Source organism: Hymenobacter fodinae (genome assembly GCF_004745825.1).
Classification (GTDB): domain Bacteria; phylum Bacteroidota; class Bacteroidia; order Cytophagales; family Hymenobacteraceae; genus Hymenobacter; species Hymenobacter fodinae.
In genome coordinates this window covers 1348733-1366402 of sequence record NZ_SRLA01000001.1, presented here as the reverse complement: position 1 = coordinate 1366402, position 17670 = coordinate 1348733, and the positions used below count along the sequence as shown (strand labels likewise).

18 protein-coding genes are annotated in these 17670 nt (G+C 56.1%); 11 read left to right on the top strand and 7 right to left on the bottom strand.

Annotation, left to right across the window (positions count from 1 at the left end; translation table 11 throughout):
- The first annotated feature begins 29 nt into the window (after positions 1 to 29).
- Genes EU556_RS05865 through EU556_RS05855 form a run of 3 tightly spaced genes read left to right on the top strand, consistent with a single transcriptional unit; the run spans position 30 to position 2318 of the window.
- Entirely contained in the window at positions 30 to 1403 is a 1374-nt protein-coding gene (locus EU556_RS05865; RefSeq protein WP_135431938.1) for a DUF3696 domain-containing protein, read from the top strand.
- Positions 1404 to 1868 (top strand): hypothetical protein, encoded by a 465-nt coding sequence (locus EU556_RS05860; protein ID WP_135431936.1) that lies wholly within the window; start codon positions 1404 to 1406, stop codon positions 1866 to 1868.
- A 9-nt stretch (positions 1869 to 1877) separates the two neighbouring features.
- Entirely contained in the window at positions 1878 to 2318 is a 441-nt protein-coding gene (locus EU556_RS05855; RefSeq protein WP_135431934.1) for a hypothetical protein, read from the top strand.
- A 258-nt stretch (positions 2319 to 2576) separates the two neighbouring features.
- Here EU556_RS05855 and EU556_RS05850 read toward each other — a convergent pair whose 3' ends face one another.
- On the bottom strand, positions 2577 to 3338 hold the full coding sequence (locus tag EU556_RS05850) for an SDR family NAD(P)-dependent oxidoreductase (RefSeq protein ID WP_135431932.1): 762 nt from the start codon (positions 3336 to 3338) through the stop codon (positions 2577 to 2579).
- A gap of 99 nt (positions 3339 to 3437) precedes the next feature.
- Positions 3438 to 4367: a helix-turn-helix domain-containing protein gene (locus EU556_RS05845; protein ID WP_135431930.1), complete on the bottom strand. Its 930-nt coding sequence runs from the start codon at positions 4365 to 4367 to the stop codon at positions 3438 to 3440.
- 421 nt (positions 4368 to 4788) lie between these two features.
- Here EU556_RS05845 and EU556_RS05840 point away from each other — a divergent pair, with 421 nt between their 5' ends.
- The 3 genes from EU556_RS05840 to EU556_RS05830 all read left to right on the top strand — a co-directional run bounded on the left by EU556_RS05840 (position 4789) and on the right by EU556_RS05830 (position 7789).
- Positions 4789 to 6231, top strand: coding sequence for a Gfo/Idh/MocA family protein (locus EU556_RS05840; RefSeq protein ID WP_135431928.1), 1443 nt, complete (start codon positions 4789 to 4791; stop codon positions 6229 to 6231).
- Between the two features lie 148 nt (positions 6232 to 6379).
- A complete protein-coding gene (locus EU556_RS05835; RefSeq protein ID WP_210116224.1) occupies positions 6380 to 6874 on the top strand; it encodes a hypothetical protein in 495 nt (164 codons plus the stop codon).
- Positions 6875 to 7057: 183 nt separating this feature from the next.
- On the top strand, positions 7058 to 7789 hold the full coding sequence (locus EU556_RS05830; protein WP_167855476.1) for an HAD family hydrolase: 732 nt from the start codon (positions 7058 to 7060) through the stop codon (positions 7787 to 7789).
- A 195-nt stretch (positions 7790 to 7984) separates the two neighbouring features.
- On the opposite strand, the gene EU556_RS05825 is transcribed toward EU556_RS05830, so the two are convergent.
- Entirely contained in the window at positions 7985 to 9577 is a 1593-nt protein-coding gene (locus tag EU556_RS05825; protein ID WP_135431924.1) for an ABC-F family ATP-binding cassette domain-containing protein, read from the bottom strand.
- Positions 9578 to 10109: 532 nt separating this feature from the next.
- Here EU556_RS05825 and EU556_RS26625 point away from each other — a divergent pair.
- The 3 genes from EU556_RS26625 (at position 10110) to EU556_RS05820 (ending at position 10606) form a co-directional block, all read left to right on the top strand.
- Positions 10110 to 10238, top strand: a complete 129-nt coding sequence (locus tag EU556_RS26625; RefSeq protein ID WP_262709636.1) for a hypothetical protein — start codon at positions 10110 to 10112, stop codon at positions 10236 to 10238.
- Between the two features lie 72 nt (positions 10239 to 10310).
- The gene (locus EU556_RS25985; protein WP_167855475.1) at positions 10311 to 10460 is read left to right on the top strand and encodes a hypothetical protein; all 150 of its coding nucleotides are present in this window, start codon (positions 10311 to 10313) and stop codon (positions 10458 to 10460) included.
- Positions 10415 to 10606, top strand: coding sequence for a hypothetical protein (locus tag EU556_RS05820; protein WP_135431922.1), 192 nt, complete (start codon positions 10415 to 10417; stop codon positions 10604 to 10606). The genes EU556_RS25985 and EU556_RS05820 overlap by 46 nt, the downstream gene beginning before the upstream one ends.
- A 101-nt stretch (positions 10607 to 10707) precedes the next feature.
- On the opposite strand, the gene EU556_RS05815 is transcribed toward EU556_RS05820, so the two are convergent.
- Positions 10708 to 11748 (bottom strand): SDR family oxidoreductase, encoded by a 1041-nt coding sequence (locus EU556_RS05815; RefSeq protein ID WP_135431920.1) that lies wholly within the window; start codon positions 11746 to 11748, stop codon positions 10708 to 10710.
- 224 nt (positions 11749 to 11972) lie between these two features.
- Between EU556_RS05815 and EU556_RS05810 the strand changes: the two genes are divergently transcribed.
- Complete coding sequence (locus EU556_RS05810; protein ID WP_135431918.1) at positions 11973 to 12680, top strand: hypothetical protein; 708 nt, start codon at positions 11973 to 11975, stop codon at positions 12678 to 12680.
- A gap of 61 nt (positions 12681 to 12741) precedes the next feature.
- Here EU556_RS05810 and EU556_RS05805 read toward each other — a convergent pair whose 3' ends face one another.
- The 3 genes from EU556_RS05805 to EU556_RS05795 all read right to left on the bottom strand — a co-directional run bounded on the left by EU556_RS05805 (position 12742) and on the right by EU556_RS05795 (position 16398).
- Positions 12742 to 13152 carry a DoxX family protein gene (locus EU556_RS05805; protein ID WP_135431916.1) on the bottom strand — a complete coding sequence of 137 codons (411 nt, stop codon included), beginning with the start codon at positions 13150 to 13152 and terminating at the stop codon, positions 12742 to 12744.
- 86 nt (positions 13153 to 13238) lie between these two features.
- Positions 13239 to 13742, bottom strand: a complete 504-nt coding sequence (locus EU556_RS05800) for an ankyrin repeat domain-containing protein (RefSeq protein WP_135431914.1) — start codon at positions 13740 to 13742, stop codon at positions 13239 to 13241.
- A 277-nt stretch (positions 13743 to 14019) separates the two neighbouring features.
- Entirely contained in the window at positions 14020 to 16398 is a 2379-nt protein-coding gene (locus EU556_RS05795; protein WP_135431912.1) for a SulP family inorganic anion transporter, read from the bottom strand.
- Between the two features lie 484 nt (positions 16399 to 16882).
- Here EU556_RS05795 and EU556_RS05790 point away from each other — a divergent pair, with 484 nt between their 5' ends.
- A complete protein-coding gene (locus tag EU556_RS05790) occupies positions 16883 to 17644 on the top strand; it encodes a DUF2490 domain-containing protein (RefSeq protein ID WP_167855474.1) in 762 nt (253 codons plus the stop codon).
- Positions 17645 to 17670 lie beyond the last annotated feature (26 nt).

Below are 17670 nucleotides of genomic sequence, written 5' to 3'. Positions count from 1 at the left end.
AACAAAACGACATTAAAAGCAAACCTAGCATGACAAATACACCAGAAAGAAATATTCTTAAAACGCTGTATCTGGACAATTTTAGATCCTTTCAAAAAACGAAGATTGATTTTTCAAAAATAACTTTGTTAACAGGAGCTAATAGTAGCGGAAAAAGCTCCATAATAAATAGCATTTTATCAATAGTGCAGTCCGAACAGTTTCCTTATTTCTTATCATTAAATGGTAAGTACGTTGAACTAGGAGGATTTGAAGAAATAGCTAGAAATGGTAAAACAAACAATGATATTGAGATTTCAGGAGAATATTTTACTGAAATTTGGTATGATCGAAATAAATACAAAACTTCATTTAAGACAATTTGGGAGGTAAATACGGTAAATGACTCACCAAAAATAAAAGAACTATCGTTAGAGAATGATTTTTTAAATATAAAAATATCATCCAAGTATTATGAAAACGAAGATGGACAAAAAAGGCAAACATATTGTTTAAGCATTCAAGCATTTGCCTTAGGATTTATATTAAAAGAACTTAAAAAACGATTCCAAAACATTCCACAAATTAAAAACTCCAAAAAACAAAAATATACTAAAAATGTTATATCATTTGAAGACGCTAAATTTGATTCTTTAGAAGAAATGTTTAGCGATTTTATGGATAATGAAACAAATTATTTTATGAAACACATTAATCACACTATCTTTAGCACAATTGGGTATATTGAAAACAAATTCAACTTCATAGGATCGTTCAGATATCCACCTCAAAGGACATATTATCAGAAGTCAGGATCAAAAAGAAAAGTGAATTTTTCGGGAGAAGGATATGTAGACCAGTTAGTTGAATGGGAGGAGAAGAACGATATTAAAATGACAAAATTAAAAGACACACTTATAGATTTAGAATTAGCAACAGATATTAAATCACACAAGTTAAAAGGCGGTCGATTTGAATTGAAGCTAAAAACCAGCGAAAAATCTTTTCAATCTTCACTTAGCGACGTAGGATTTGGCTTAAGCCAGTTTTTACCTATAATTGTAGCAGATCTACAGTTAGGCAGCAACTCATTATTAGCAGTATCACAGCCAGAAATACATTTACATCCAAAAGTACAAGCCAATTTTGCGAATTATCTAACCAAACAAATAAACGAAAATAACAAACAGTATATAATTGAATCACATAGCGAGTACCTTATTAACAGAATAAGATTATTAATAGCTGAAGGCGAATTAAGCACAAATGACGTCAAGGTTTATTATCTAGAAAAAGTTGCCAATACATCAATATTACATGAAGTTAATTTTGAGAAAGACGGCAGGATAACAGGAGCACCTGACAGTTTTTTTGATACATACATGATGGACGTAATGAATATTGCTATTGCAGCAACGGAATAGATGAAAGACATATTTATCGACAATAATGTTGCAAAGAATTTTTGCACACCATTGGATCCAGAATACAAAAAACTTATTCTTTGGTTGATTAAGGATACAAAAGATATAACAACGACACCGCACTTAGTTGTATCTCAAAAATTATTAGTAGAATATCTCAGATCATCAATAGGTGCCTATTCAGAAACAAGTATACCAGCCATAATTGACCTATTGACAAGAGAAGGAAGGCTAAAAAAAATAAAACCTGATGCAATACAGGCATTCAAAGACGAGCATTTCTCCAAACGCCGCGTTTCAAAGTTTAAATCTAATGCTCAAGATCATGAACATATCCCTGTTGTACTATTATCAGAAAGAAAAATTGCTATCACTATTGATGAAGGCTTCACGTTTGATTTATTAAACTTCCCTGGATTCTCAGCAACTGTCGCTAGCAGGCCAGAAAACATAAATTATAATTGATATAGAGAAATGCGCATTGACGAGATAGACCAGGAAGACGCGGATATTGATTGGTTTGCTACGGATAGCAACGGCTATATCTTGCATGTGGCTTCCGGCGGCGGGATACTGCCCGAATCGGTGGCGGCGTCTCAGGAGGCGCTGCTAGAGCTACATCAGTATTTCCTGACGCGGCCGGCTGGCGGTTCGGCGGAGGCGGTGCAGCTGGAAGTGGGAGCCGATGAGAGCAGTTACCCCGGCGCGGCACGCTATGCCCAGCGCGGCCTGTTTTCCTTCGCCAAAGCGCGCCTCCACGAGCGGGCCGATTCGCGGTATTACGTGGTGGCTAGGCCAGCCCGGCCGCTGACAGTGGCAGACCTGCCGGAGCACATTGCCGCGCTGCTCCAGAAAACCTGGCTGCCCGGCTCAGTAGCCGACCTGACTACTCTGAACGTTTCCATCATACCCTAAGCAGAACCGGCCCGCTAGTAGCGGGCCGGTTCTGTTTCTCCCCTGGTGCTTTATTAGGTTGGCTGAGTGGGCCACAGTACCCTGAACACTCCAGAACGCCAGCACGCGAAATGTCTCGGCTGCGCTCAGAATGACGGTTATAGGTAGATCGTTCTAGGCCAGTCTACCACCCCTAACCCCTCCTCATCTGAGGAGGGGAACTTGCTTTCTAGCTTTAGTTTGCCCTTCTGCCGTTGGCTAATTGCTCTGCCTACTGGCCTAGAGGTGCATGCCGCCGGATACTTCCAGACGCTGGCCGGTTATCCAGCCGGCGGCATCGGAGCAGAGGAAGGCAATTACGCCTCCTACGTCGCTGGCCAGGCCGGCGCGGCCGAGGGCGGTTTGCTCGGCAATGTGGGCATTTACCTGGGGGTTGTCGCGCACGATGCCGCCGCTGAAGTCGGTGGCGATGGCGCCGGGCGCTACCACGTTTACGGTAATGCGGCGGGGGCCCAATTCCTGGGCCTGGTGCTTGGTCAGGACCTCGATGGCGCCTTTCATGCTGGCGTAGGCCGCCCGATTGGGGAATACACTGCGGGTGAGGCCGGTGGAAATATTGATGATTCGGCCGCCATCCTGGAGGAGGGGTAGGGCTTTCTGGGTCAGGAAAAACACGCCTTTGAAGTGCACGTGCAGCATGTGGTCGAACTGCGCTTCTGTGGTTTCGGCGAAGGAGGCCCCTAGGCCAGAGCCGGCGTTATTGATCAGGAAGTCAAACCGCTCGGCGCCAAACGTGGTGGATAAGGTGGCGGTTACCTGGGCGTAGAAGGCCTCGAAGCTGGATACGTCGGCGGTATCGAGCTGGAGCGCGGCGGCCTGCTGGCCTAGAGCCTGAATTTCGGCCACGGTGGCCAGCGCCTCGGCTTCTTTGCTTTGGTACGTGAGCAGCACGTTGGTGCCTTGCTTGGCCAGGCTCAGGGCCGTGTCTTTGCCGATGCCGCGGCTGCCGCCCGTAATGAGGGCAATGGTGGAAGTGGTCATGTGGAATGAAGTGGTTTACCTACTGGCAAAGGTCCGCTCCATGACCGGGCAAGCAGTTGGGCGCAACAATCCGGTTGTTGCTCCATTCAATCCGGTTGGCTACTGCCGGAACGCCGCCGGCGACAGCGAGGTGTGGCGCTTGAAGAAGTGAGAGAAGTCGGCTACTTCCGCAAACCCCAGGCTGTCGGACACCTGCGAAACCGTCCAGGTGGGTTGCTGCAATAGGCGCTTGGCCTCTTCCACGTAGCGCTGCGCAATAAGGGCAGTGGTGGTGTGGCCGGTTTGCTGCTTGAGTGCCTTGTTGAGATGGTTGACGTGCACTGCCAGCCGGTCGGCAAAGTCCTTGGCCGACCGCAGCGGCAGCTGTTGGGGCGGCGTGGTAAGCGGAAACTGCCGCTCCAGCAGCTCCGTGAACAGAGACGCAATGCGGGCCGCGGCCGTAGGGGCCGCGGGCTGGACCGGGAGGGGCTGCAGCTTCTGGCCCGCATGAAGCAGCTCCAGCACGTAGGTGCGCAGCAAGTCGTATTTATAGGCGTAGGGCGAAGCCAGCTCCCGCTCCATCTTCTCGAACAGGGCATTAAGCTCGGTCCACTCAGCATCCGACACCTGAAAAGCCGGAAACCCACTCGCCTGAAACAGCGGCAGCTCCTCCAGGATAATCCCGCTCTTCGCCGGCAGCAGAAACTCGCTCGTGAACACGCAGAAGCGCCCGGCCTGCGCTGGGTTCTGCGGCACCCAGTAGTAGGGCACTTTGGGCGTGGCAAAGAGCAGGGCGTTTTGGTCGAGCTCGATGGTTTTGTTGGCGTACTCGGCCCGGCTGCGGCCCCTAATCAGGCTGATTTTGTAGTAGGCGCGCCGGTCGTAGGGCATAACGGGCATTTCAGGATAGTCCCGAAACTGCTCCTGAATGTTGAACACGTTGAAATGCCCGACGGCCCGCTCCGCATCCGGGGGCAGCAGCGCGTGCGGCTCGGCCCCAACGGCCGTAGCCAACCGCTGATAAAACTGATCGAGCGAAGTAGCTTTCATACAGGCAAAAATACGGTAGAATTCACGGCCCAACGCGGAGCAGGTGGCCTAGCACGGAGCCTCACGGCGCAGCAAACGACAGCAGTACTGGCAAGAGCCAACCACAGGCCTCGACTTAGCACCAAACCGCTTTCCGCGTACAATTGATGTTGATTAGAGGTAGAAATGCCTTAGCTCCGTTCAGCCGGGTAGTCTGTTTAGTCATACCCACCTGGCCTAGGCCACTACGGCTGGAAACTGCGAGAGGCCTAGACCAACTGCACTCGGCATCTAGAGGCAAATTATGTGCGCAGCAGTAGGCTATCTGCCTGATTTGTCTACCTTAAGGCTCCTTATTCTATACGGGCCCAAGAGACACGCGGGCCCGCCTGCCCCGCCGCCCGCCAGCTGGCGCGTGTTTCGATACTATTCCCATTTCTCTATGAGCCAGACCACGCCCCTACCCTCCCGGCGCGAATTTATCAAGCAGAGCGCCGCGGCCGCGGCCACATTCATGATTGTCCCGCGCTTCGTGCTGGGCGGCAAAGGCTACACCGCCCCCAGCGACCAGCTCGTAATTGCGGGCGTGGGCGTGGGCGGCAAGGGCGAAAGCGACCTGGCCTCCTTTGCCAAATCCGGGAAAGCGCGCATCGGCTACCTCTGCGACGTAGACGACCGCCGGGCAGTTAAGTCGAGACAGGCGTTTCCGCAGGCCAAGTATTACAAAGACTGGCGCCAGCTGCTCGACAAGGAAGCCAAGAACTTCGATGCCGTATCAGTGGCTACGCCCGACCACAACCACGCGGCCGTTACGCTGGCCGCCATGCAGCTAGGCAAGCACGTGTACGTGCAGAAGCCCCTCACCCACGACCTTTACGAAGCCCGCGCCCTCACCGAGGCCGCCAAGCGCTACCCCGTAGTCACGCAGATGGGCAACCAGGGTGCCTCCGGCGACGGGGTGCGGCAGCTGCAGGAGTGGTACGATGCCAACCTTATCGGGAAGGTGCACACCGTGTACTGCTGGACCGACCGCCCCGTGTGGCCCCAGGGCATTGCCTGGCCCTCGCCGGCTTCCGGCGTGCCCCCGGAACTTGACTGGGACCTGTGGCTGGGCACGGCGCCCTTCCGCCCCTACGTGGATAAGCTGGTGCCCTTCAACTGGCGGGGCTGGTGGGAGTACGGCACCGGCGCCCTCGGCGACATGGGCTGCCACCTGCTGGAAGCGCCTTTCCGGGTACTGGGCCTGGAATACGCCAGCTCCGTGCAGGCCAGCGTGGGCAGCGTGTATGTGGATGAGTTTAAGCGCGGCTACTTCCCCGAGAGCTGCCCGCCTTCGAGCCACGTTGTGCTGACGTTCCCGGCCACCAAAAAGAACAAGCAGGAAGTTACCGTACACTGGATGGACGGGGGCATTCAGCCCGAGCGGCCGGATGAGCTCGGCCCCAACGAGCTGTTCGGCGACGGGGGCAACGGCATTTTGTTTGTGGGCAAGAAGGGCAAGATGATGGCCAGCACCTATGCCGCCGATCCGCGCCTGCTGCCGCTTTCCCGCAACCAGGAAGTGAAAGTGAAGCAAACTCAGGCCCGCGTGCCCGGTGGGGCCGAGGGCCACTACGCCCAGTGGGTAGAAGCCTGCATCGCCGGGCACGGCAACCACTACGTCAGCGCCCCCTTCGAAACGGCCGGCCCGCTCACGGAGGCCCTGCTCATGGCCAACCTGGCCATCCGGGGCTACGATTTGCAGCGGCCAAAAACTACCGGCCCTGGCGTAGACTACCCCGGCCGTGGCATTGAGCTGACCTGGGACCCGAAACAGCTTCGCGTCACGAACTTCGACGATGTGAATCGTTTCGTGAAGCGCGACTACCGCCCCGGTTGGCAATAAGCAGAAGGCTATAGGCCAGGAAGCTCGTCTAAAACCACTCATCCTGAGGAGCGTAAGCCCAGAAACCCGACGCCAACGTCTGTGTGATGTTGGCGTCGGGCTTTTCTACCAGATGCCCGGCCCAGTCGGCGCTTACACGTAATCAGTTATGAAGAAGACACAGGCGGCTCTTTGGGGCTTGGTGGCGGGGGCGGCTGGCGTGGCCGCTATGACCCTCGCCGAAAAAATAGAGCAGCAATTTACCCGCCGCCCCAACTCCTACGTGCCCGCCCACACCCTGGAGCGCGTGCTAGGCCTACCGCATCGGCCCGATGAGGAGCGCTTGGTGCTTAACCATACCATGCACTGGGGACAGGGTATTCTGCTGGGGGCGGTGCGGGGCCTCATGGCCGCGGGTGTGCTGCGCGGGTCCGTCGGCTCGTTTCTGTTCATGAATCTGCGCTTGCTTAACGACCAGACCCTGGAAAATGCCACCGGCGTGGGTGCCCCACCCTGGACCTGGCCCCGCGACGAGCAAACCATTGACCTGATTCATAAAGGTATTTACGCCTTCGTGACCGGGGCCGTAGCCGACCGCCTTATCCAAGGGCCTACGCGCCCAGCCGTTCCGCGTGCCGGCTGGACCGTAGGACAACCTGCTTAAGTCCTGAGCTAGGCCTATACATTACCCCTTCTGGCACTAGCTCAGCCTTATGCTAGAACTGGCCTCGCCAGAACTTGCTAAACTTGCCTTTGCCAACCGGCCCGCCCCTAGCGGGCCGGTTGTGGTTACAGCCTGCCATTTCTTTCCCTATTTGCGGTTGCTATGCAGCCGAAGCCTTATCCCATGCCCGTAACCACTGTCCTCTTCGATTTAGACGACACCCTGTTCGACCACGCCAATACCGCCCGGGCCGCCTTGGCAACCAGCACCGCCGGGCTACCTGAGTTTGCGGGCACTGACCTGGAGACGTTGTACCAGCAGTACAGCGAGATACTGGAGGAAATGCATCCGCGGGTGATGGCTGGGGAGTACACCCACGAAGAGGGCCGCCGGTTGCGGTTTCAGCGGTTGCTGGCGCCCTACGGGGCAACCCGCACCGATGCCGCTCTGGCCGACTTTGTGCAGCAGCACTACAGCCACTACCAGCGCCTTCGCCACCCCATTGCGGGGGCAGTACCGCTGCTGGAAGCGCTAAAGCCTCACTACAAAATTGGGATATTGACCAACAACCGCCTAGCCGAGCAGCAGGAGAAGCTTCAGCACCTGGGCATGACGCATCTGGTAGATGCCCTCATTACCTCCGAAGAAGTAGGTGTGCTCAAGCCCAACCCGCGCATTTTTCAGGAGTCCTTAGCCCGCCTGCACAGTCGCCCCGATGAAACCGTAATGGTCGGCGACAACTGGCACGCCGACGTGGTGGGCGCACTGGAAGTGGGCATTCGCCCCATCTGGCTCAACCGCACCGCCAGCCTCCGCCCCCTGGCCCATGTGGAGGAAATAACCAGCTTTGAACCCTTGACCGAAGTGCTGCTGACAATTACCGGTGAGTTGTTACCGGCTGAGAAGCTGTCTTAGAATAGCAGGTTGTGTGCTAGAGGCTAGTTCCCCTCCTCAGATAAGGAGGGGCTAGGGGTGGTTGAAGTGGCCTAGAACGATACTAAAACTAAAATCTAATGTTAGAAGATGTTCAATGGGCGGTCAACCACCCCTACCCCCTCCTCATCTGAGGAGGGGAACTAGTTTTTAGCTTTAGTCTATGACTTGAGTAGGCTAGGCCAGTTCTATCGTGACGTCTACCCCAATAGCATCTACGAAATACTGATCGTGAGAAATTAACAAGATGGAACCGCCGAAGTCCTTTACCGTGGCAGTAAGCACTTCTTGGCTGTGCACATCGAGGTTGTTAGTCGGCTCGTCGAGGATGAGCACATCGGGGGCGTTATTGCGCACGATGAGGCAGCAGAGCAGTAGCTTCAGTTTCTCGCCACCGCTGAGGTCGGCGCAGCTCCGGTCCCAGGCTTCGCGGGGAAATTGTTGGTAGTGGAGCACCGTTTTCAGCTCGTGCTCTAACAGGCCGCGGGAATTGAAGCGCTGCACTTGCTCAAACACCGTCAGGTCATTATCCAGCAGGGAGTAGTCCTGATCGATGTAGAAGTAGTCGAAATCGGCCACGAATATCTCTCCCGAGGTAGGCTTCAGAGCCCCGGTCATAAGGTGCAGCAGCGTTGATTTGCCCGCGCCGTTGCGGCCGGCCAGGCGCACCCGCTCGCCGGAGCGCACCTGAAACGTCAGCGGCGCGGGCCACAGCGGCTGCTCCCCGTAGCTGAAGTTGATGGCCCGGGCCTCTACCAGCGTTTTGCCCCGGTGCAGGTCTGATTTGGCCAGGTCGATCTTCAGGAGTTGCTGCTCCTGCAGTTGGGTCCGGAGGTGCTTCACGTCTTGGGCAATGCCGTTGATTTTATCGGTGTGGGCTTCTTTGAGCTGGGCGGAGCTTTGCTGGGCTTTGCTCTTCAGGCTTCCGGCCACAATGCGGGGCAGGGCTTTCTTCTGGCCCTGTGCCTTGCCACGTGCCTCCTGCTTGTGGCGCTGCTCGGCTACGTCGCGGGCCGTTTGTTGGGCCTGGCGCAGGGTCTTTTCCCGGTCCTCTAGCTGGGCGTGCAGGGCCGCTAGCTTGGCGTCTTTTTGCTCGCGGTAGAACGTGTAGTTACCCCCGTAGGCCTCAAGGGCAGTTGGCGTTAGCTCGAGCGTAAGATCCAGTAGGTTCAGCAGGGTTCGGTCGTGGCTGACGACCAGAACGGTGGCCTTACTACGCCGGATGAAGGTGTACAGCAGCTGGAGGCTTTCGGCGTCGAGGTGGTTGGAAGGCTCATCAAGCAGAATGATTTCCGGGGCGTGAATCAGGGCGCCGGCCAGAAATACCTTGGTTTTCTCTCCGCCGCTTAGCTCCCGCAAGGGCTGCGCGAGGTGCAGGTGCGGCAGGTGCCAGAACGCCAGAGCTGCTTGCACGCGCTCCTCCAGGTCCCAGTCGTCGTTGAGCACGGTGAAGTTTTCCGGGCTGGCCTCCCCGGCGAGAATGTCTTGCAGGGCCTGCAGCTTTTCCGCTACGCCCAACGCCTGCGCCACGGTATGGTCATCGTACTGGCCTAGGTGCTGAGGCACGTAGTAGGGCCTTTCCGGCAACGTGACTTCGCCGGCGGTAGGCGGCAGCCGGCCAGCCAGAAGTTGTAATAAAGTGGATTTTCCGACGCCATTATTCCCGACGATAGAGGCCTTGCCTCCTTTCGGGATGGATAGCTGCAGGTGCTGGAACAGGATTTCTTTATCGGGATGGGCATAGGTAAGCCCTGTAGCTATGATACTCATATAGAAAAACAATAAGATGATGGGGAGATACCAGACAGCAGGAGCTTGTCTTGAAAAATGACACGAAGCCACCGCCCTGAAATGGGACTGAAGAAACAGACCTAGGCTATAGCTCTTCATGGCAAAGCCCCTACCAGCAGCAGACACGTACGCCCAAACAGCATCAGAGCAGCAGGAAGTTGACGTAGCCGGCTACGCGCAACGCCACAACTGCGCAGGTCAGCCGTTAAGTTGTCTGGAAAAAGAGGACGCGAAACAGGCCTAGGCCACTAAATGGATTACATGCAAACTGAGTTTGGCCAGGAACAAGCAGCCTGACGGATAACTGGACATTTCAAGCCCGCGGTCTTCATTCTGTGCGTTACAGAATGCGGCTGGGGCGCCATTATTATCTCTACTCAGTGATTTCCATTGGAGTACGGTTAGGGTTAACCTGCTGCAAATATAGGGCTTTCCATTTTTACTAAGCACCTCTTTAGCGGGGATGCGCCAATCGGTAGCTTAATGCCGCATTTTCCGCTGCTTCCCTGCTATGCCCAGCCCAACTCAACTTCAGCTTCTGGGCTCCTTCGTGGGCACGCCGGAGCAGCTGCGCATTCACCTCCCTCCTGCCACGGGCGTAGTAGTGCACACTTTAAAGCCGGAGAAACGTTGGAGCTGACTGGCCTACGGTAAACATTGGCGGTTGTCCGGCGAGGTGCGTATAGGTAGCTCCACCTACTGAACTTCTTTCATGAAAAACGACACCGATACCTTCGCCACGGGCCCCGCGGGCGTAGTAGCGCGCATTGAACACAACAATCAGCCCCTCACCGTAGTGAAGCTGCAAGAGGCTATGTGCAACAGCCAAATGCCCTGGAGCAGTACCTGCGCAACCGCCTAGGCCTGTCCGCCGATGCCCTGCTACTGGTGCTGCCTACCGAGGGTGCCCCACTGCTAGGCCAGGGCCCCGCCGAACAACTCTATAACGACTTTCTCTCCAAAAATACCGCCGCCGTGGTAGAGCAGCCCTGGCAGCCCCTGACCTAACCATGTAGTTAAGGCGCCTGAGTTTACCGGGCCCAAACGCAACAACGCCTCCCGCTGCTTCTTGCAACGGGAGGCGTTTGTTTTAGTGGCCTAGCGGGCTGTTACTCGTTGGCGCTTTCATTTTCGTCTGCTACCTCAGAGCTACCATTTCTGCCAGAAAGCAGGGCCACCAGCACACCACCCGCTAGCGCCGCAAAAGCTCCCGTGATGACGGGGTGCAGGCTGGCGCGGGTGTAAAGGCTCTTTTTCATGACGTAGCCAGGATGGTCGCCGTGCACTTTACCGTCGCGCACGTAGGGGCCGTGCAGCGAGCCGGCAGGGTTGCGCGGGGGCTCGTCGCGGGCCTGCATTTTCATAGTGGCCTTGGCGTTCATGAAGTCCATGGTCTTGGGGAAGTGCTTGTTCATGGTGCTGAACATCTTCCCGCCGCCCCCAATGTATACGTCGCGCTCGGGGTGCTCGGCGGCGTGCACAATGGCGTTGGCTACTTCCTCGGGCTCGTACACGGGTGGGGGTAGCTTGGGCTCCTTGTCCATGTAGTTGCGGGCGTGCTGAGGGAAAGGTGTGTTAATGGCCGCCGGTTTGATGAGCGTGACGGAAATAGGGGCCCCCTCCTCTTCCAGCTCAATACGCAGCGCATCAGTGAAGCCCTTAATGGCGTGTTTACTAGCCGAGTACATGCCCTGGAGCGGAAAGGCAATGTCAGAAGCCACGCTGCCCAGGTTGATGAGCGCGCCGCCTTTCTTTTTGAGGTGCTTCACGGCCGTTAGGGAGCCATAGACCACACCCCAAAAGTTGGTCTCAAACATCCGGTGGTTGTCCTCGTGGCTGACCTCCTCCAAGCGGCCCCAGATGGAGGCCGCGGCGTTATTAATCCAGGTATCGAAGCCGCCGAAGCGCTCCTTGGCGGTAGCGGCAATCCGCTCAATGTCGGATACGCTGGCTACATCGGCGGCTACGGTAACTACCTGGGCACCTTTGTGGCTGAGTTCAGCGCCTACGTGATGTAAGTCGGCTTCGCTGCGGGCAGCCAGCACCAGTTTGGCGCCACGCTCGGCGGCCATGCGGGCGGTGGCCAAGCCAATACCGCTGGTAGCGCCCGTAATGACGATGGTTTGTTGTTTCAGGGGTTTGAGTTTCATAGGGTCGGTAAGTTCAGAATGGTGGTCGTATCTCTCAATACGTCAGGCTGAACCGCCCGGCTATGCAAAATCAGGGCATAAGGCTACCTTTCTGGAGGGGCTGCATTAGATAGGTGCTATATTTTTTACTTCTTGTTGAGGTAAACTATAGTTGCCGTAGTGGCCTAGGCAGGGCTATCGGCAACGCGCGTATCTATTCTCCTTCCTCTTTATATTCTTCTTACATGCAGAAAACCTTTATTCTGTTATCGGGTGCGCTGCTGGCAGGCCTAGTGCCCATGTTCACCGCCCACGCTCAGCAACTGCAAGCCGTAGGCGTGGCGGGCAGTTTCAACATTAACCAAACCTGGGCAACACAACGCGAGCTGACCCTAGGTAGCACCACCGTTCTTACTCACACCGACCAGGCCCGGGAAGATGATACCGGCAACCGGGTTAGTGTGTACGCACGGGTAGGCCTTAGACAAGGACGCTTTTTTGTTCAGCCAGAAGCAGCCTATACTAAGGTACTGGGCAACCAATACGAGGTACAGTTTCCCAAAGGCACCTTCTACTATGCTCCCTGGATTCGCCGCTTAGAGGTTGGGGCCCTGGCGGGTTACCATATAACTGACAAATTTTATGTGGTAGCCGGCCCGGTGGTAGCCCGACACGAGCGGGAAAAGGCGATAAGCACTTCAACGGAGAGCTGGGTTGCTGCCTACAATAGCTTGTATGCCAGCACTGAGCGGGTGCAGGTGCTAGGCCAGGTGGGCGTAGGGGTGCAACTCTGGCGCTTTGATCTGGGATTCCGTTGTGAGGGCAGCCTCACGCCTTACACGCGGCAGCTGCGCTTCGACAACAACACCTACGCGTATCGACAGAGCACGAATCAGTACATCTTCCAGGTGGGGTTTCTGCTCTTTGACAGCAACCACCCTTGGGCGAAGTAGCCCACATGCAAAACGGCCGGACTTATGTCCGGCCGTTTTGCATGTGGTAAGTTTAATAGGTCTAGGCGCCTACCGTAGCCGGGCTGCGCCGACGCATGGCGTTATCAACGCTCCACACTCCTCCCCCTTGGGCTGCGATGTAGAGGAACACGAAGCAGAATACTACTGCTAGTTCGCCCTTGTTCACGATGGGCAAGGCGTGCTGGGGCGCGTGAGCCATGAAGTAGGCCACCGCCATGGTGCCGCTGGCAATAAAGGCCGCCGGACGCGTCAGGAAGCCCACCAGAATCAGGAGCCCGCCTACCAATTCAATAATACCCGCCACACCCATGAGCGAGGCAAGTTCTACGGTCGTGCCGTCGCCGCCGGGGAACCCCAACAGTTTCTGGCTGCCGTGCATGGCAAAAAGCAGGCCCACTACTATGCGCAACAAGGCGTAAGCGTACGAGGCGTATGTATTTCCGCGGTCCATAAGCGTTAGGCGTTAAGGGTTGATACAATAAAAAGAACTTGACGACGCCACCCCGACCAAAGGCCTAGTAGGGTGACCAAAGTGGCCTAGGCCTTGCGGCCGAAGTGCTCATCAAAAATTCGGAGGGCCTCCGTGTTGCCCTGTTGCACGGCCAGGTCGGGGGCCGTCAGGCCGCGCACGTCTTTCACGTTGATGTCGGCACCAGCTTGCAGCAGCACCGGCAAAATGTTGTTGCGGCCAAAGAGGGTGGCAAACATGAGGGCCGTGCCGCCGTTGCCGTTTTGCACATCCAGCTGGGCGCCGTGCTCAATGAGCAGACGTGCCACCTCGGGGTAACCCTTGAAGCTGACGCCCATCAGGGCGGTGTTGCCGGAAGCATCCTGCACGTTGGGGTCGGCGCCGGCCTCCAGTAAGAGGCGCGTGGCTTCTACCTGATCATCATAGGCAGCCACAATCAGGGGCGTAAAGCCTTTGCCGTTTTGCAGGTTCACGTCGAGGCCGCTGGCCAGGAGTTCCCGGAGGTGGGCCACGTCGCCATTGCGGGCAGCATCAATCAGTAAGTCTTCGGGCCGGGCAGAGGTAAAGTCCATAGGAGCAGCAGTACGGGGTAAAACAAGTTCGTACATACTACGACGATGCCGAAAAATGGATTAGCCCGCCTGAACAGCTCGTCTTACACGGAGCACTCGGGAGTACCCGTTGCCACCTGGCCTAGGCTGTCTGTGCAGGCAGCTACACAAGAGCTTCTGCTTTATCCTAGGGTCAACAGGATTCTCCTTAACCTTATTCTACATAGCCTAGGCCACTAACGCACCAAGGCCGAGCTACTGGCTCGGCCTTGGTATCACTTCCCCTCAAAAGTGATTTTTACGGAGTGCCCAGCGGCGCGTCGCCGCGCAGGGGCGGAATGGCAATGATGGGGCCGCCGGTATTGTGAGCCAAGATGGAGTAAATGGCCGGGGGCTGGTGCAGCGTGCCATTGAGGCGGGTTAAGCCATCGGGGCGCAGGTGGTAGCGCAGCGTGGTTTCGTACTCGGCAAAGTCGCGGCTGGTATCTACCTGCAAGTCCTGGATGCGGCCGGCGTGCGAGTCGTATACCCAGCCGTGGATGTGCAGCGGGCGGCGCTGCTGCCGCGCCTGCAGCACAGCGTTGGTCTGGTAGAGGTTATACACCTGCTCAATCACGTTCAGCTCCACGAGGCGACGGTAGCGTTCCTCGTCGGTTTCTAGGGCCTCCAGCTCGGTGCGGTAGCGCTGCATTACTTCGCGCACATTGCCGAGCCAGCTGGTGAGCAGGCTATTTTCGGGGCTTTCCATGGCTACTTGCACGCCGCCGCAGCCATAGTGCCCGCACACCACAATGTGCTCTACGCCCAGCACGTCTACGGCGTACTCCAGCACCGACATCAGGTTCAGATCGGTGCTGACCACCAGGTTGGCCACGTTGCGGTGCACAAATACCTCGCCCGGGGCCGTCCCGATTATTTCGCTGGCGGGCACGCGGCTGTCGCAGCACCCAATGAACAGAAATTTAGGAGCGTCTTCGGTTGTTGGCTCGGCGCCGGGGTGGCGGGTATTCATCAGCTTCTGACTTACCCAGTTCCGGTCATTGTTAAACAGCTTGTAGTAAGCCTCAAACTCGGCTTCGGGCTCACTCACGCGGCGTTGTTCAGCCAGGGCCTGGGTGTAGTCGTCGCCTTTGCGCAGAAACACCACCTGAATGTTGCGCTGCCGGGCCGTGTCGCGGAAGTGCTCGATGGCACTGAGAATGTCGCGGTCAATGAAGGCGGAGTTGGTGCCGTCGATTTCCAGGGTGGCATTTTCGGGAATGTCCTTGAGCACGGTCAGGATACTGGCCTTGTTCAGAAACGACACATGCTCGCCGAGGCTGATCCGGATTTTGTCGCGCCCATCTACCTTCTTATGCTCGAAAAAGTGGGCGTTGCGGTAACTCTCCCGCAAGATAAAGAACATACCCACAGCCGCCCCAATCCCAATACCGATTAGCAGGTCGGTGACCAAAATGGCCACAATCGTCGCCAGAAAGGGCACATACTCCGTAATACCACCCTTGAACTGCTCCTTAAACACACTCACGCGCGCCAGCTTATAGCCCGTCACGAGCAGGATAGCAGCCAGGGCGGCCCAGGGCACCATGTTTAGCAGCTTTGGGAAGAGCAGCACACTGATCAGCAGGAAGGTACCGTGCAGCAGAGCGGCCAGCTTGGTGCGGGCGCCGGCATTCAGGCTCACGGAGCTGCGCACAATAACGGAGGTAACGGGTAGGCCACCCAGCAGGCCACTCACCAGGTTGCCCACGCCCTGGGCTTTCAGCTCCCAGTTGGTAGGGGTTTTGCGCTTGAGCGGGTCCAGCGCATCGGTAGCTTCAATGGAGAGTAGCGCCTCCAGACTAGCCACAAGGGCAATAGACACAGCAGCCAGATACACCTTAGCATTGGTCAGCTGGCTGAAATCGGGTAGAGTAAACAGGTTCTGGAAGTCGGCGGCGCTCGATACCACCGGCAGTTGCACCAGGTGGGTACCCCTGAGGGCCAACGCAGGGTTCAGGGCCAGCACCAGCTGGTTTACCAGCACGCCCAGCACCACCACAATCAGGGCCCCGGGCACCTTGGAAAACACTGGGTGCTGTTTGATGAAAGACTGTTCCCAGAGCACCAGCACCGCCAGGGCCAGCACCGCAATGCCTAGGCCAGTAGGCTGAATGTGATGAACGGCCGCTTCAAGCAGGGCCATAATGGTCGAGCCGGTTTTGGGGAACAGGGCCAGGGTCTCGGCCGCATCAGCATCGTAGCCTAGCAAGTGGGGAAGCTGTTTCATGATCAGGATGATGCCGATTGCAGCCAGCATGCCCTTAATCACGGCCGAAGGAATGAAATTGCTGATGATGCCGGCCCTTGCAATGCCCAGCACAATCTGCATTAATCCGGCCACGCACAGCGCCACCTGTAGTGCCCCAAACGAACCTAACGACTCTAGTGCACTCACTACCACCAGAATCAGGCCGGCCTCGGGCCCCGAAATGCTTAGCGCCGACTTGCTCAGCGCCCCTATTACCAGCCCGCCCACTATGCCCGCAATGATGCCCGCAAACAGGGGTGCCCCCGAGGCTAGCGCAATGCCCAAACACAGGGGCACCGCTACCAAGAACGAGACAAAGCCACCCTGCAAGTCGTTTTTGAAGTACGAGAAGTCCACAAAACGAGAAGCACCAGGTTGTTTACTCATATAAATACTATTAACCAAATACAAGAGAATACCACGCTTAGCCACTAGGCCTAGCGAAAGAATGCGGGTAAGCGCAACAGATGAAGCCCTGCAGATTTGGAGGGTGTGGCACCACGCATGAAGCGCCATTGAGTACTAAAGGATCAGAAAGGGCGAAACCTACTGTTTTACGCGGCCAATCACCCGAGCAAACTCCCTCTAACTCTTTAGAAGTTATGTACTACACAAATATATCTATACCCCTAGTGCGAGAAATTAAGCACTAGTTAAAAGGACCTTATAAGCACATTAAATGCGGATTACAATGGGATTAAAACAGTATTATAATCCCATTAAAGCGTCTGTCTTAGGTTGTCACGCAAGCTGCCGGCCCATGCCCTGAACGTACTGGCGGAAACGACACCGTGCTACTGCTAGGCCACTAGCGAATGGGTTGTTTTGAGTGTGGCACATCCGTTCGGTTCAACTTTTCGTTAGCCAATGCGTGTTAACTTCTTCGCAGTTTAGGGGGTGGGTGTGGCTGGTGGGGCTCCTGCCAGGTAGCGTGCTGGCCCAAGCTACTCCGCCCGAGCGCATTACCGACCGCAACCACAACGCTTGGCTGGCCTACTTCAGCGACGCCCGCCTTACACGGCGCTGGGGCTTGCATACCGAATTTCAGTATCGTCGCACCCACGGCCTCCGAGACCCGCAGCAGTACTTCTACCGGACGGGGCTGAACTATCACGCCACCGAGCAAGTGCTAGTAACGGGCGGTTACGTGTACCTACTCTCCCTTCCCTACGGTGACTACCCCGAAGCGGGCCGCAGCCACGAGCGGCGGGCCTTTGTGCGGGCTGAGCTGGAAAGCTCGCTTGGGCGCCTTGCGCTGGCGCACCGCTATACCCAAGACTTACGCTGGCTACGGGGACCTGGGGAGGCAGCCTACGCCCTGCAGCACCGTTCCCGCTACCGGCTGCAGTTGCAGTTTCCGCTCACCCGCCCCAAGGTGGAGGCCGGCACGCTCTATGCCCTGGCCTCCGATGAAATCTTCATCAGCTATGGCCGCAACGTGGGGGCTAACGTGTTCAACCAGAACCGGCTCTATGGTGGCCTAGGCTACCAGATTACCGACGCCCTGGGGGTAGAAACCAGCTACCTGCACCAGACCGTGCAGCACGATGATGGTGTGGTATTCGAGCAGAACCATACCCTGCAAATCAGCCTCAACTTCAACCCCGATTTCCGGCCGGCTGCCCAGCGGTAGCTTGCTGCAGTGGCCTAGGGCAGTTC